A 15,204-nucleotide genomic window follows, 5' to 3' on the forward strand; every position below is an offset into this window, starting at 1 on the left:
GATTTCGCAGGGTTCGGCGGGGCGATCCCGAAATTCGCGTGAGTGTAAGGGCGTAGGGCGAGCGCTACAACGGGCCGCGCTCGTCGGCGCCACCCAAGTCGGGTAAAATGCCGGGCTACGCGCGCAGCAGGCTGGCCGGTGGCTCGCGGCCCCACTGTGCGCTCCGCCGTGGTGCCGGCGAACCCCGTCCTGACGGCAACGTCAGGAACGCCGAAGCCGCCGGAGTCCGCCGCCTGGTGAAGCTCCGCCGCCCGGGTCCCGCTGATCGCCGCCCGGCCACGCGCATCATCTCCCGCTCACACCCAAGGATTCGCCCCATGACAGGCTACGATCGTCAGACGATCTCCGACACGACCGCGAAAATACTGCTCGAAGTGCAGGCCGTGCACTTCAACGCCGAAAAGCCGTTCATCTTCACGTCCGGCTGGGCGAGCCCGGTGTACATCGACTGCCGCAAGCTGATCTCGTATCCGCGCGTGCGCCGTGCCCTCATGGAGATGGCCGAAACCACCATCCTGCGCGACGTTGGCTTCGAGCAGATCGACGCCGTGGCCGGCGGCGAAACCGCCGGCATCCCGTTCGCCGCCTGGATCGCCGACCGCCTGATGCTGCCCATGCAGTACGTGCGCAAGAAGCCGAAGGGCTTCGGGCGCAACGCGCAGATCGAAGGCTTCCTGGAAGAAGGTTCGCGCGTGCTGCTGGTGGAAGACCTGACCACCGACAGCCGCAGCAAGATCAACTTCATCAACGCGCTGCGCACGGCCGGCGCGAAGGTGAATCACTGCTTCGTGCTGTTCCACTACAACATCTTCAAGGAAAGCGTTTCGGTGCTGAAGGACATCGACGTCGACCTGCACGCGCTCGCCACGTGGTGGGACGTGCTGCGCGTCGCGAAGGAGTCCGGCTACTTCGAAACGAAGACGCTCGACGAAGTGGAGAAATTCCTGCACGCGCCGGCCGAGTGGTCGGCGGCGCACGGTGGCGCGACCGCGGCGCCGCAGTAATGCCCGCCACGCCGGGCGCGTGAGGGCCTGAGCGCCTAAGCGCCCCGCCCGTCCGCAGCGTAAAGAAAGCCATCTGTCCGCAGATGGCTTTTTTCTTTGGCCGATCTTCGCCTGAGCATGCCCGGCATATCGAACGGATTTCCCGCTTCGAGCGCAATCAAGCACAATCGGGCACAAAATAGGGAGATAGCGCAGCAGTACCCTCGCCTGTCAAAAGGAGAATCGGCTCATGCGTTGTCCCGACGTGTCGATGGCTTCGTTCCCTGTGCGAATCGCGCGGCATACCATGCTCGCCGCCACCCTCGCGCTCATGGGCGCCGCCGCGCCGCCGCTCCATGCCGCGGGCGCCTTCACCGTGACGAGCACGGACCTGCAGGACGGCGGCAAGGTGAGCGACCCGCAGGTCTACGATCAGGACGACTGCAAGGGCGGCAACCGGTCGCCGCAGCTGTCGTGGCGCAATGCGCCGTCCGGCACGCGCAGCTTCGCCATCACGATGTTCGACGTCGATGCGCCGGGCCGCGGCTGGTGGCATTGGGCGGTGGCCGGCATTCCGGCCGGCATCGACCACGTGCCGGCGAACGCCAGCGCGTCCGGCTATCTGAAGAAGCTGGGCGCCGTCGAGGCGCGCAACGACTACGACACGGACGGCTACGGCGGCCCCTGCCCGCCGGCCGGCAAGCCGCACCGCTACGTGGTGTCGGTCTACGCGCTCGGCACCACGAACCTGCGGCTCGCCACCGGCCGCCCCGCGATCATGTTCGATCACGAGATCGGCACGGCAACGCTGGGAGTGGCGAAGATGACGGTCACCTACGGGCGATAGGGCGTCCACGCCGGCGCGGACAGCAAGCAGGCGCGGCACGTGCGGCACGCCTGCGCCCATTACCCCCTGAACGGAAATTCAGTCCTTCCCGCGCGCACCGTGCATCGTGCACAGCCGCTACACGAGAAAGTGCTTAAATGTCGGCGGCGCCGCAACGCACGATCCACGCGGCAAGCCTTCATCCCCGGACAGCCGGATTCCCCCGTTTCCCTTTGAAAAATGGAGCGCTCCATGTCGAAGATTGTCATCGTTTATCACAGCGGCTACGGCCACACGAAGAAGCTCGCCGAAGCGGTTCTGGCCGGCATGACGGACGCGGGCGCGGACGCGAAGCTGTTCGCGGTCGGCGAGCTGGACGACGCGGCGTGGGGCGAACTGGATGCCGCCGACGCCATCGTCTTCGGCGCGCCCACCTACATGGGCGGCCCCTCGGCGGACTTCAAGAAGTTCGCGGACGCCACGTCGAAGCCGTGGTTCACGCAGAAGTGGAAGGACAAGATCGCCGCCGGCTTCACCAACTCCGCCACGATGAACGGCGACAAGTTCTCGACCATCCAGTACTTCGTCACGCTCGCCATGCAGCACAGCATGATCTGGACGGGCACGGGCATCATGCCGTCGAACACGAAGGCCGCCACGCGCAACGACCTCAACTACGTGGGCGGCTTCACCGGGCTGCTCGGGCAGTCGCCGGCCGACGCGTCGCCCGAAGAGGCACCGCCCCAGGGCGATCTCGAAACGGCGAAGGTGTTCGGCGCCCGCGTGGCCGCCGTGACGGCGCGCTGGAACGCGGGACGCGAAGGGGCGGCGTAAGGTTTTTCCGCTGAGTCTCGCTGTGCCACGCAGCGTCGCGGCGTCTCGCGTCGAAGCGTGAGCGGGGCGTCGGGGTGCCCCACGGCGGGGCGCCCCGCTTTGCCCTCTGAGCCCAGCGCACTCTTCGCGCCCTTGCGCGCCCTCTCCGCCCACCCTCCGCGCCTCGCCCACGTCATCCTCCCGTCACCATCGTCGCGCAAGGTGCGGAAAATGCGGGCTTTTCTCCTGCAACGCCGCACGCTCGCCGCCATGAGGTCTTAAAATGGCGTTCCGGCGCGAAACCGGCGCCGCACCGAACCGGCGCCTTCGGTTCGCGGACCGGCTCCACAGCACCGAATCACCCGTTTCAGCGAGACAGCGATGAGCACCAAAGTTTTTGTCGACGGCCAGGAAGGCACCACCGGCCTGAAGATCTTCGAATACCTGTCGCAACGTAGCGACGTGGAAGTCCTGCGCATCGAAGAAGCGAAGCGCAAAGACGTCGAAGAGCGCCGTCGTCTCATCAATGCCTCGGATGTCACGTTCCTGTGCCTGCCCGACGCGGCCTCGCGCGAGTCGGTCACGCTTGTGGATAACAGCCGCACTGTCGTGATCGACGCGAGCACGGCGTTTCGCACGAGCCCCGACTGGGTCTATGGCGTGCCCGAACTCACGCGCGGCCAGCGCGAGCGTGTGCGCGGCGCGAAGCGCATCGCGGTGCCGGGCTGCCACGCGTCGGCATTCGTGCTGGCCATGCGGCCCCTCGTCGAGGCGGGCGTGGTCGCGCCCGAGTTCGCGGCGCACAGCTACTCCATCACGGGCTACAGCGGCGGCGGCAAGAAGATGATTGCCGACTACGAAGCGGGCAACAACGCGAAGCTGAACAGCCCGCGGCCCTACGCGCTCGGCCTCGGCCACAAGCATCTGCCGGAGATGGCGGCGCACACCGGCCTGAAGTCGGCACCCGTGTTCACGCCGATAGTGGGCAACTTCTTCAAGGGCCTCGCCGTCACGACGTACTTCTCGCCGCAGCATCTGGCCAAGCACGCCACCCCGCAGGACGTGCAGGCGCTGTTCGCGGAGTTCTACGCGGGCGAAGCGTTCGTGCGCGTGGCGCCGTTCAACGCGGACGAGAACCTCGACGCCGGCTTCTTCGACGTGCAGGCCACCAACGACACCAATCGCGTGGACCTCTTCGTGTTCGGTACCGAAGAGCGGTTCGTGACCGTCGCGCGGCTCGACAACCTGGGCAAGGGCGCGTCAGGCGCCGCCATCCAGTGCATGAACCTCGCCATCGGCGCGCCGGAAGACACCGGATTGAAACGCTGATAGCACAGGCGCTCCATCCCACGAAGCCGGCTTTCATCCAGCCGGCTTCTTTTTTTCAAACGCCTGTACGTGCGATGACACGGCAGCACCTCACCAGAAATGCGAGCCCCCCGCACCGCCCGTTGCACCCTTTAAAAGCCGCCCGAATAACGAGAAAAGCGCGCAGCTATTGGGAATTTCCATATAGACGGGAAATTTTTCTTGCTTCTATTGCTAAAACGGCATTGATTTCCGCATAGGGAATTCACGTATTTTTGTGCGAACGACCGTTCCGGCAGGATGACGCGATTTGGCCGCCGGCGCCGCACAGCAAGGCCTTGGCGATGTTGCGCCGCACGCGCAACACAATCTGTGTCCTGCCGTAAACCCGTGTTCCGTTTAAAAGGGCGGCGAGCCTCGCCACAAGGCGGCATCGGCGAATAAAACGCTGTTTGAATCGACTTTTTTAGACGGTTCTTTCAATTGACAGCCATAAAGAGCCCGGCGAAATTACACCGCACAATTAAACGAGATCAGGGAGACAACAATGTCGCACACCGTTTCGGTGGGACTGGCGCTGGCCATCGCCACTGCACCCTTGCTGATTGCTTGCGGCGGCGGAAAGGCTGATGCACCAGGCGCCATCAACGTTCCTCAATGCTCGGGCGCCAGTTGCGGCGTTCAGGGCCCGCCCGCGCAAGGCGCCGGCGCCGCGGCGCTGTGCCCGGCCACTGGCGACATCGGCAGCTCGACGTATCTGGGCGGCGCCGGCAGCGGTGAGATCGTGAGCCTCAACATCAACGCCACCGCGATGACCTACACGCTCAAGTGGTGGGAGTCGCCCATTCCGCTCACCACCGGTACCGTGTCGCCCACGCGCGCAGGCGTGACGATCACCGGCAACGTTGCGCATCCGCCCACCGGCACGCTGCCTACCGCCGAACAAACGCGTTGCGCCTTCATTCTCGAACCCGGCAGCGGCACGGCGCCTGGCGGCGGTACCTACAGCACCGCGGCGAGTTTCAACACGAGCAATCCGCCGATGGTGCTGGTGGGCCTCGGCGTGGCGGGTGGCGGCATTCCGGGCGCGACGGTGCAGTTCAGCGGCGTGAGCATCCTTGGGCTGGGCACGGGCGTCGGCCAGGTGCCGAATCGCCAGTTCGACTTCTATCCGTTCCTCGGTTTCGCGAGCACGACGACGGACATCTCGAAACTGCCCGGCACGTATAACGGGCTGCTCTATCACATCACGCCGTCGGGCAATTACCTCACGGCGGGCGCGAACTCGACCGAAACGTTCGACGCCAACGGCGCCTGCACGTCGACCACCCGCTGCCTCACCACAGGCAACCCGTGGACCGCGGGCAGCAACGGCTACTTCACCAGCACGCAGGCTCCGCAGATCAGCGCGCAGACGCTGCCGCTCGGCATTTCGGCGAGCGCGCACATGGTGCTCGGCCAGGTCAACGGCGCCACCGTGCCGCTCGTCGTGCGCACCGGCAACGTGAACCTCAGCGCGCTGCAGGCCGACGACGAATCGGGCATCGCGCTGCTCGCGAAGAACACGGCGATTGCATCGGGCGGCTTCGACGGCGGCTACGTAGGCGCCGACTCGAACTTCAAGTACACGGCCACCCTCATCCAGGGCGGCGTGGGCACGTTCATCAATCCGACCACGGCAGCCAACGAAGATGGTTTCGCGCTCAACTACGGTCTCTCGACGCCCGGCCTCATCGGCGTGACGGACACGCGCGGCCAGAGCGGTTTCGCGATCGCCTCGGGCGGTTTATACGCCATCCTGATCAACGACACCATGAACGGCGGCCTCGCCTCAGGCGGCACGTGGTCGAGCAATCCGTACTTCGGTGTGGGCGCACAGATCAGCAAGTGAGTTGAGGAGGAACGGCAGCATCGAAAAAAAGCACACACCTCGCGCCCCCGCGAGACGCACGACGCACCCCGGCAGCACAGCCATAAAAGCAGCACAAAAAAACGCAGCACCGGCAACACCGTTAGAGAACGAGACGAAGCGCGGCTGGACAGGGAGCTGGCCGCTCACAACGAAAAGATCATGGAGGGGCGGTATGAACTGGAAGACCTTTGCGGCGGCCGTTATCGCGGCGCCGATACTCGCGGCATGCGGCGGCGGTGGCGGCACGTCGGCGCCGCCGCCGGAAGTGCGGCTGTGTCCCGCATCGCTCGACTACAACACGGTCTACACGGGCGGTGGCGGCGACGGCGAACTCGTCAAGCTGCAACTCGACACGACGAAGATGACCTGGCAGGTGACCTACGTCGAATCGCCGATCCCGCAGACTACGGGCACCGTTTCGCCCACGCGCGCCGGCACGTCGCAAAGCGGCACGATCACGCAGGAGACGGCGCTGCCCACGCAGAAGCTCAACCAGTGTGCGTTCCGCCTGAACGGCGCGAGTCTCGACCCGAACCGACCGGCGCGCATCTTCGTCGGCTTCGGCGTGGCGGGCGGCACGATTCCGGGCAAAGAGATCCAGTTCGGCGGCATCCTCGGCGAAGGGGCCGTGCCCGACACGACGTTCCCGTACTACCCGTTCATCGGTTTCTCGTCGCTCGAGACGAACATCGCGAACGTGGCCGGCACCTATAACCAGTTGGGCTATCACCAGGTGCCGTCGCAGAACTTCCTGCCGGTGGCGGTGGATTCGAAGATCACCATCAACGCGGACGGCACGTGGACCGAGTGCGACAACACCGGCGTCAACGCCGGCAAGTGTCAGCAGCCGGGAACGAACTTCGTGCAGTCGGCCGACGGCAGCGGCGCGTTCGAAACGGACAAGTTCCAGGGCCAGGCCAAGCCGACGCTCGCCACGACGCCGTACGCCAAGGGCTTCATGATCGTCGGCAAGCTGCGCAATCAGTTGGTGCCGATTCTCGTGCGCACGGGCGTGGCCAACTCCACGCTCACGCCGAATCCGCAGAACGGCATCTCCGGCCCCGTCGCCGACGACGAATCGGGCATCTCGATTCTCGCGCCGCAAACGGCCATCGCGCAGGGCTCGCAGGACGGCGAATACATCGGCGTGGATAGCGCGTTCAACTACCGCACCACGGCGATCGCCGGCGCGCAGGCCACGCTGCTCGATCCGTTCCAGCCGTCGCAGGCGTCGCTCGCCACTGCGCTCAACCTGAGCTACGCGGAAGCGGTGCCGGGCGTCGTGACCTCGGTGCATGCAGATGCCGCGGCGGGCACTGCGCCCACCGGCAAGTTCATCTTCTCGGGCGGCGTGTTCGGCTTCCTCGACATGACGAACGCGTCGTCGCCGTACTTCACCATCGGCGCCTTCGTCCAGTAATGGACGAGGCGCACACCGAGACAACGGAACGAGGCGGCCGCTTCCGCCCTCGCCCCTCAGCCGCGCAGCAGGTACCTCCGGTACCCGCGGCGAGGGGTGTGGGCGCGACGCGCGACGCAGCGGGCGGCCACGCCCGTTGCGCCGTAGCGCGAAGCAGGCTTGCCCGCTGAAGGGAAGCAGGGAGAGAAAACATGCACAGCACCTTGAGACCCGCGTTGGCGGCGCTCGCGCTTTGCGCGTGTGCCAGCGCGTACGCACAGAAGGCCGGCGACGACGTCGTGTCGCTCGGCTGGTTCCACATCATGCCGCAGCAGTCGAGCCAGCCGCTCACCACGCACGTGGCGCCCACGCCGATCAACACGCCGTTGCGGCTGCCGTCGTCGTTCACGTCGTCGGGCACAGGGCTCGCCTCGAACAAGGCGGATACCCTCGGACTCGTCTTCAGCCACTTCCTCACGGACAACATCGCGATCACGAGCGTGGCCGGCGTGCCGCCGACGTTCAAGATCTACGGCCACGGCACCATCAAGCCGCCGGGGCCGGCGGGCGCACTCGGCAGCCAGGACATCGGGCAGGCGGGCGTCAATCCGATCGTGAAGAGCGTGCGGCAGTGGAGCCCGGCGCTGTTGTTCCAGTACTACTTCGCGTCGTCGACGTCGAAGTTCCGGCCGTTCATCGGCGTGGGCGTGTCGTACAACTTCTTCACCAACCTCGAGCTGAATCCGAACTTCGTGCAGTCGACGCAGCAGAATCTGGGCGCCATTCTCGCCGCGGGCGCGGGCAAGCCGGGGCAGACGCGAGTGGAGGCGAAGGCGTCGTCGTCCTGGGCGCCGGTGTTCAACGCGGGCGCCGTGTACAACATCAACGAACACTGGGGCGTGACGGCCTCGGTGACTTACATCCCGTTGAAGACGACGTCGTCGGTGATCATCAAGGCGGCGGACGGCACGCAACTGGCCGTGACGCAATCGGAGCTGAAGGCCGATCCGATCATCACGTATCTGGCGCTGTCGTATCGGTTCTGAGATTGGGTGCGAGACGCTGAAGCGTTGGGAACGGCATGCGTCTGCGATGCTGGCCGGGATTGCCAGGGCAAAAAAAAGCCCGCCTTGTTTGGCGGGCTGAATCCATATCAGAGGAGACATGGAGGAGACAGTTCCAACTATAGCAAAACGCTTGGTGCGACGCAACATGAAAATGCGGGCAATCCCCAATTGTTGTCGTCGAGCAACAGCGAATCGAACGGTTTGAGCGACAGCCAACCTCTCCCGCCTTTATGCCGCCCGGAGGATTCGCCGGATGGCCGCCCACCTTGATCGCACCGCCTACTTCGCGGCCGCAATGCCGTTGGCCACGAGCGTCTCGACCAGCGCCTCGCGCAGCAGACCGACCGCACGCGCGAGGCGCCCCGGCAGCGCGCCATGCACCAGCCACACGTTGACGTCGGACCGGAAGTCCGTGGCCTCCACCACCCTGAGCCGATCTCGGTGCGGCGACCGCTCCAGCCGGTCCGGCGGCACGATGCCGATGCCCAGCCCGCGCGCCACCAACGAAAGCTGCAGGTCCGAGCCGAACGCCTCAACGGCCACATTGAACGGCAGTCCGCCCGCCGCCAGGGCCCGCGAGAGCGCGGATCGCATGCCGCAGCCGTCCTGATTCAGCACCCAAGCGTAGCGCGACAGTTCGGCCAGCGACACCGGCGTATCCGGCAAGTCCAGCGAGCGCGGCGCCACCACGACGGTGGACAGGCACGCAAGCCGTGTCGACACCACGGTGTCCGGCAGCGCCACGTTGGACGGCATCAGCACGACGGCGGCGTCTGCCGACGCCCGCTCCACGCTCTGCAACAGCCCGGGCGACCATGCCGCCGTGACCCGCAAGGTGAGTTTCGGGAACGCGCTGCGCAACCGGTCCACGGGCTCTTCCAGCGCAAATTCCGAGAGAAACGGGGGCACGCCGAGCCTCAACTCGCCAGCCGGCTCGCTGTCGGGTGAAGTGAGCGCTAACAGGTCGTCGACGGCGCCCAGCACGTTGCGCGCGAGCGCATACACCTCACGCCCAGCGGCCGTCGGCTTGAGCGGCTTCGCCTGACGATCGAGCAACGGCATACCTAGCGTAGTCTCCAGGTTCTGCACGCGGCGCGTGAGACCGGGCTGCGTCAGATGCAACGTCTGCGCGGCACGCACCATCGAGCCGCTATCCACCACCGCCACGAAAGCCTGAAGGTCACGGGTATTCAAAACAATCTCGCATAAAGATTATCGACATATTTCAATTGTCGCATAGCACCGCGGTTCGTACGATGAGCGGACATTGCTTCTGGAGCCATCTGGATGAATTCTTCCGCCAACGTCGGCACAAACGCCAACGCCTCCTGCGCCGCCGCCGTCCCATGCGAGGCCGACGTCGCACAAAGCGCCGCCGCGCCCACGGGCCTTTCCACGCCGCTCATGCTGTTCTTCTCGGCGGCGGTAGGCATCATCGTGGTCGATCTGTTTGCGGCGCAGCCGCTCACCGGCACGATCGCCGATTCGCTGCGTCTGCCGGCCTCGCTCGCGGGGCTCGTCGCCATGCTGCCGCAGCTCGGGTACGCCGCCGGGCTCGTGCTGCTCGTTCCGTTGTGCGACCTCGTGGAAAACCGGCGCCTGATCGTGCGCACGCTCGCTGCCTGCGCCGCGTTCCTCGCCGTGCCCATGTTCACGCGCTCCGGCCCGCTCTTTCTCGTCGCCATTTTCCTGGCCGGCGCGGCATCGAGCGTGATCCAGATGCTCGTACCGATGGCCGCGTCGATGGCGCCCGAGCATCAACGCGGCCGGGCGGTGGGCAACGTGATGAGCGGACTGATGGTGGGGATTCTGCTGTCGCGGCCGCTGGCCAGCGTAATAGCCGGTTCGGTGAGCTGGCGCGGCTTCTACGGCGTCGCGGCGGCCGCCGACGCGCTGCTCGCCCTGCTGCTGAGCCTGCGGCTGCCGGTGCGCCGTCCGCAGGCCGCCACCCGTTATGTCGCTCTGCTGGGCTCGCTCTGGACGCTGCTGCGCACGGAGCCGGTCCTGCAACGGCGGTCGCTCTCCGCCTCGCTGGTGATGGGCGCGTTCAGCGCGTTCTGGACCGCCATCGGCCTGCGGCTCGCGCAACCGCCTTTCAGCCTCGGCCTGCACGGCATCGCGCTTTTCGCGCTGGCGGGCGCGACTGGCGCGATCGTCACGCCGCTCGCCGGTCGGGCGGGCGACCGTGGCATCGGCAATGCCGTGCTTTTGCGCGGCCACCTCGCCATGCTCGTGGCGATCCTTGCAATGGGCATAGCGGGCGCGGGCTGGCTCGGCTTCGCGCCGGCCGCGCATCCCGGGCTTGCCCTGACCTTGCTGGTGGCGAGCGCCGCGACGCTGGACGCCGGCGTGGTCATCGATCAGACGTTGGGCCGGCGCTCGATCAATCTCATGAATCCGGCCGCGCGCGGACGTCTGAACGGAATCTTCGTGGGGATGTTCTTCGTGGGTGGCGCGCTGGGCGCTGTGCTCTCAGGGGCGGCCTGGAGCCTCGCCGGGTGGGACGGCGTCTGCGCGGTGTGCTTCGTCTTCACGGACGCCGCATTTCTGCTCGGCGTGGTGAGGGGCGCGGACTAAGCCGACGCGGGAGCAAGGCGCAACGCGGGATGGCGCGCGGCGGCTGGCACCACGCGTGCGATGCCCGTGGTCGTTCAATGCCGCACGAGCGCCATCATCGCGCCGAATCCGACGAATACGCCGCCCGTCAGCCGGTTGAACGCCTTCGCCACGCTCTTGCTGCGCAGCCGCTCGCCGATGCGCGTACCGAAGCCGGCGTAGATCAGATACCAGCCCACCTCGATCACGGCGATCGTCGCGACGAGAACGACGAACTGCGGCAGTGCGGGCCGGCTCGCGTCGATGAATTGCGGCAGCAGCGCCGCCGCAAACAGAATCGCCTTCGGATTGCTGCTCGCCACCAGAAAGCCGTTGCGAAAGAGCGAAAACGCCGAGCGGCGCAGCAGCGCCGACGAAGCCTCGGCGTCCGCTGCGGCCATTTCACGCACCTCGGCCGCCGGCGCACGCCACGCCTTGATGCCGAGCCAGACCAGGTAGGCCGCGCCCGCGAGCCGCAGCGCGTTGAACATGGTGGGCCACGCCTGCAGGAACACGCCAAGACCTGCCGCCGATATCGACGCCATCAGCATGATGCCCGTGAGGCACCCCGCCATCGTCGCGCTCGAACGGCGCAGTCCATAACGCGCGCCGTGCGTCATCACGAGCAGCATATTCGGACCGGGAATGGCGGAAACGACGAAGACTGTGGCAACCAGCAGCCACCAGGTGTGCAGGCTCATTCGAACTTCCTCAGGGGCGGGGCGCCAGCCGTGAACGCAAAAACCGACACAGAACCGGTGCAGAACAGGGAAGCCATTATGCCCGCCCGCATACTCCTTTTGCGAGTAGCGGCGCCCGTCGAGTCAGCGTCCCGCTCGGCGTGCCGCCACCTTGCCCAGCACGGCGAAGTCACGCTCGCCGTCGCCGTGCGCAACGGCTTCGATCAGGCTGTCGCGCAGCACGCTCGCCATCGGCAAGGGGGTGGACGTGGCATCGGCCGCAGCCAGCGCGAGCCGCACGTCCTTGAGGCCGAGTCGCGCCTTGAAGAGCGCCGGCTCATAGCGCTGCTCCGCAATCATCCGGCCGTAGCCCTGATACACGGGACCGGGAAACGGCCCGCTCGTCACGACGTCGAGAAAGTCCTGCATCGAGACGCCATGCCCGCCCAGCAGCGCCGACGCCTCACCCAGCGCCTCCACTGCCGAAGCCAGCATGAAGTTGGCCGCGAGCTTCATCACGTTCGCCTGCTGCGGCAGCGAGCCGATGCGCCACGTCTTCTGACCCACCGCATCGAGCACCGGCTGCACGCGATCGACTGCCTCCGCCGCACCGGCCGCCATGATCGTGAGCTTGCCGGCCGCGGCGACGTCCGGGCGACCGAGCACCGGCGCCGCCACGTAATGCAGGCCGCGCTCTTCGTGCATGCGCGCCACCGTCTGCGCGAGGGCTACGGAAATCGTCGCCATGTTGACGTGCACGAGGCCGCGCGGTGCGCGCTCGATCAATGCGGCATCGAAGACTTCGGCCACTGCCGCATCGTCGGCGAGCATGGAAAACACGGCGTCGCCGGCCATGGCGTCGGCGGGCGTTTCGACGATGCGCGCGCCGGCATCCGCAAGCGGCAACGCGCGCTCGCGGGTACGGTTCCACACGCGCACGCTGTGGCCCGCTTTCAGAATGTTTGCAACCATCGCGGCGCCCATTTCGCCGAGACCGATAAAGCCGATATCCATCCTTGCTCTCCTCGTGCAGCCAAACCGGCAGTAAAGCACAGCCTCGTGACAGGCGCAGGCATGCCGGCAGCGCCGGTGCCATACTTGCCGCATGGTCACGGCGACATTCCGCTTCTATGAAGAGCTGAACGACTTTCTCGCGCCGTCGCTGCGGCGGCACGAGTTCAGCTGTGCGTGCGCACGGGCCGCCACGGCCAAGCACATGATCGAGGCACTGGGCGTGCCGCATACGGAAGTCGAGCTGATTCTGGTGAACGGCGAGTCCGTGGGCTTCGATTACCCGCTCGCCGAGGGCGACCGCGTGGCGGTCTATCCGAAGTTCGAGTCCGTCGACATCCAGCCGCTGCTGCGCGTGCGCGCGGCACCGCTACGCGTGACGCGTTTCATCGCCGATGCACACCTGGGCGGCCTCGCCCAACTGCTGCGGCTCGCGGGCTTCGACACGCTTTACGACAACGGCTTTCCGGACGACGAAATCGAAGCGCTCGCCGCAAGCGAGAACCGCATCGTGCTCACGCGCGACCGCGAGTTGCTGAAGCGGCGCACCATCACGCACGGCTGCTACGTACGCGCGCTCAAGCCGAAGGACCAGTTGCGCGAAGTGTTCGACCGGCTCGACCTCGCCGCGAGTGCACATCCGTTCCGGCTCTGTCTCACGTGCAACGCGCCGCTGCGGCGCATCGCGAAACACGAAGTGGGCGAACGCGCGCCGCCGGGCGTGCTTGCGCGCCACACGCAGTTCGTGACCTGCGATGTCTGTCGGCGCGTGTTCTGGGAAGGCACGCACTGGCAGCGCATGCGCGCGCTCATGGACAGCGTGACGAGGCCATCGGCGGATAGTGGCCTTACGGCGGACTGAATGCCGGCTGGAATGCCAGCGTGGCGGCCCAAACCCCGAACCGATGGAGCGGGCAAAAGAAAAAGGCCAAAGCGTTGCCGCTCTGGCCTTCCTGCTGCTGCGGGCGCTGCATGCGTCCGCACAGGCGCGCCGGGCAGCTTACTGCTGCGTGCCCTTGTCGGCGGTGCCGGCAGCCGATGCGGCTTCCTGAACCTTGGCACGCTTGCCGTGGTGCTTCAGCACCTTGTGGTGCTTCTTCGCCGGTGCGCTGGCAGCCGTGGCGGGCGCGGCACCCGATGCGTCCTGAGCAAAAGCCTGAACGGAGATGAGCGCGACGGAGGCGGTAACGAGCGAGGCAATAATCTTCTTCATATTGGTGTTCCCCAAACCGGAAATGATTTGATAAATCGACGTAAAAAGAATAACTGCTTCAATTGGACAACTGCACAACCGGCAAAGCGACACGCGGTATTGCGGCGCTCGCTTCCCGCGGGGCAGTATCACGCAGCGTAGGGCGTTTGTCATCCGGCAACAGGGATGATGTATTTTTCCGTCCACACCGTGCCTTTCTGTCGCCTTACAGAATAACTCGTACTTAAAAGAGAAACTTTCGCGTGAATTCTCCTGCCCGTAAACATCTGCGCGCGAACCTCCTGATGCTCGGCGCCGCGATGATCTGGGGTTCGGCGTTCGTCGCCCAGCGCATCAGCCTCGACGCCGTCGGTCCCTTCCTCTTTACAGGACTGCGTTTCCTGCTGGGCGCAGGCGTAGTGCTCGCGCTCGTCGGCATGCTGCACCTTTCGCCAGCCGGCCCGCGCGCCACATGGGGTGCCGATCGCCCGGCGCTCGTGCGCGACGGCGCATTGCTCGGCCTCACGCTCGCGGTGGCGATCTCGCTGCAACAGATCGGCCTGCGCTACACGAAGGTAGCCAACGCCGGCTTCATCAGTTCGCTCTACGTCGTGATCGTGCCGATGATGGGTGTGCTGTTTCGTCATCGCACGGGCATGGGCACGTGGCTGGGCGCGACGCTCGCGGCCGTTGGCCTTTACTTGCTCAGCATCAACGAACACTTCGAGGTGATGACGGGCGACTGGTATCAGTTGGGCGGAGCGCTCGCTATCTCCGCGCAGGTCATGCTGGTGGGCCGCTTCGCGCGACGGCACGATCCGCTCATGCTCGCGCTCGTGCAGTTCGTCACGTGCGGCGTGCTATGCCTTGCTGTCGCGTTCGCATACGAGCCCGTGCGTTTAGCCGATATCGCGCGCGCCGCGCCGACCATTCTGTATGGCGGCGCCCTTTCAGTGGGCATCGCGTACACGATCCAGGTGATCGCACAAAAAGATGCCGCGCCCGCGCACGCCGCCGTGATCTTCAGCATGGAAGGCGTGTTCGCCGCGCTCGCGGGCTGGATCGTGCTGGGCGAGACGCTCGGCGCCCGCGCGCTCACGGGCTGCGCGCTGATGCTCGCGGGGCTGATCGTGTGTCAGGTGATGCCCGCGCGATGGCCGCGGTCATCCGGCCGGCGCGGCTCCGGACTCGGACGCGAATCCCGATCCGAGGCCTGACTCGAACGCGGTTGAGCGGGTGCAGCGACGTACCGCGCTTACCCATGCTTACCCACGCGTGTCCACGCTTACCCGCGCTCGCGCCAGCGCCACACCGTGTAAGAAACGGGGAGATGAGGTAATCCATCGTGCGCGGGCGTTCGTCTATCGTGCTTCTCAAGCCGGCGGGCCACGTGCCGGCGTCGAACGACGGGAGAACAC

At 66.2% G+C, this 15,204-nt stretch carries 14 protein-coding genes; 10 read left to right on the plus strand and 4 right to left on the minus strand.

Translation table 11 applies throughout. The annotated features are described in order from the left end of the window. Nucleotides 1-317: 317 nt before the first annotated feature. The 7 genes from PXJ20_RS01220 to PXJ20_RS01250 all read left to right on the plus strand — a co-directional run bounded on the left by PXJ20_RS01220 (nucleotide 318) and on the right by PXJ20_RS01250 (nucleotide 8,287). Nucleotides 318-1,004: an orotate phosphoribosyltransferase gene (locus PXJ20_RS01220; RefSeq protein WP_017772045.1), complete on the plus strand. Its 687-nt coding sequence runs from the start codon at nucleotides 318-320 to the stop codon at nucleotides 1,002-1,004. 229 nt (nucleotides 1,005-1,233) lie between these two features. Beyond that, entirely contained in the window at nucleotides 1,234-1,830 is a 597-nt protein-coding gene (locus tag PXJ20_RS01225; RefSeq protein WP_421029980.1) for a YbhB/YbcL family Raf kinase inhibitor-like protein, read from the plus strand. A 231-nt stretch (nucleotides 1,831-2,061) separates the two neighbouring features. After that, on the plus strand, nucleotides 2,062-2,643 hold the full coding sequence (locus PXJ20_RS01230) for a flavodoxin family protein (RefSeq protein ID WP_413212654.1): 582 nt from the start codon (nucleotides 2,062-2,064) through the stop codon (nucleotides 2,641-2,643). Nucleotides 2,644-3,003: 360 nt separating this feature from the next. Beyond that, nucleotides 3,004-3,951 (plus strand): N-acetyl-gamma-glutamyl-phosphate reductase, encoded by a 948-nt coding sequence (argC, locus tag PXJ20_RS01235; protein WP_199544672.1) that lies wholly within the window; start codon nucleotides 3,004-3,006, stop codon nucleotides 3,949-3,951. Between the two features lie 526 nt (nucleotides 3,952-4,477). Further along, the gene (locus PXJ20_RS01240; RefSeq protein WP_421029981.1) at nucleotides 4,478-5,821 is read left to right on the plus strand and encodes a DUF2957 domain-containing protein; all 1,344 of its coding nucleotides are present in this window, start codon (nucleotides 4,478-4,480) and stop codon (nucleotides 5,819-5,821) included. A 193-nt stretch (nucleotides 5,822-6,014) separates the two neighbouring features. Beyond that, a complete protein-coding gene (locus PXJ20_RS01245) occupies nucleotides 6,015-7,262 on the plus strand; it encodes a DUF2957 domain-containing protein (protein ID WP_421029982.1) in 1,248 nt (415 codons plus the stop codon). A gap of 191 nt (nucleotides 7,263-7,453) precedes the next feature. Then, on the plus strand, nucleotides 7,454-8,287 hold the full coding sequence (locus PXJ20_RS01250) for an OmpW/AlkL family protein (protein ID WP_026120898.1): 834 nt from the start codon (nucleotides 7,454-7,456) through the stop codon (nucleotides 8,285-8,287). A 300-nt stretch (nucleotides 8,288-8,587) separates the two neighbouring features. Here PXJ20_RS01250 and PXJ20_RS01255 read toward each other — a convergent pair whose 3' ends face one another. Then, nucleotides 8,588-9,502, minus strand: coding sequence for a LysR family transcriptional regulator (locus PXJ20_RS01255; protein WP_421029983.1), 915 nt, complete (start codon nucleotides 9,500-9,502; stop codon nucleotides 8,588-8,590). A 93-nt stretch (nucleotides 9,503-9,595) separates the two neighbouring features. Between PXJ20_RS01255 and PXJ20_RS01260 the strand changes: the two genes are divergently transcribed. Next, complete coding sequence (locus tag PXJ20_RS01260; protein ID WP_421029984.1) at nucleotides 9,596-10,885, plus strand: MFS transporter; 1,290 nt, start codon at nucleotides 9,596-9,598, stop codon at nucleotides 10,883-10,885. A 74-nt stretch (nucleotides 10,886-10,959) separates the two neighbouring features. On the opposite strand, the gene PXJ20_RS01265 is transcribed toward PXJ20_RS01260, so the two are convergent. Next, entirely contained in the window at nucleotides 10,960-11,604 is a 645-nt protein-coding gene (locus tag PXJ20_RS01265) for a LysE family translocator (RefSeq protein ID WP_017772054.1), read from the minus strand. Between the two features lie 123 nt (nucleotides 11,605-11,727). Next, nucleotides 11,728-12,597, minus strand: a complete 870-nt coding sequence (locus PXJ20_RS01270) for an NAD(P)-dependent oxidoreductase (RefSeq protein WP_017772055.1) — start codon at nucleotides 12,595-12,597, stop codon at nucleotides 11,728-11,730. A 91-nt stretch (nucleotides 12,598-12,688) separates the two neighbouring features. Here PXJ20_RS01270 and PXJ20_RS01275 point away from each other — a divergent pair, with 91 nt between their 5' ends. Beyond that, nucleotides 12,689-13,456, plus strand: a complete 768-nt coding sequence (locus PXJ20_RS01275; RefSeq protein WP_017772056.1) for a Mut7-C RNAse domain-containing protein — start codon at nucleotides 12,689-12,691, stop codon at nucleotides 13,454-13,456. Between the two features lie 138 nt (nucleotides 13,457-13,594). On the opposite strand, the gene PXJ20_RS01280 is transcribed toward PXJ20_RS01275, so the two are convergent. Then, the gene (locus tag PXJ20_RS01280) at nucleotides 13,595-13,807 is read right to left on the minus strand and encodes a hypothetical protein (RefSeq protein ID WP_017772057.1); all 213 of its coding nucleotides are present in this window, start codon (nucleotides 13,805-13,807) and stop codon (nucleotides 13,595-13,597) included. A gap of 242 nt (nucleotides 13,808-14,049) precedes the next feature. On the opposite strand from PXJ20_RS01280, the gene PXJ20_RS01285 reads away from it, so the two are divergent. After that, nucleotides 14,050-15,003: a DMT family transporter gene (locus PXJ20_RS01285; protein WP_240659074.1), complete on the plus strand. Its 954-nt coding sequence runs from the start codon at nucleotides 14,050-14,052 to the stop codon at nucleotides 15,001-15,003. Nucleotides 15,004-15,204: the final 201 nt, after the last annotated feature.

It is taken from the genome of Paraburkholderia sp. A1RI_3L, from assembly GCF_048957895.1.
Lineage (GTDB): Bacteria > Pseudomonadota > Gammaproteobacteria > Burkholderiales > Burkholderiaceae > Paraburkholderia > Paraburkholderia kururiensis.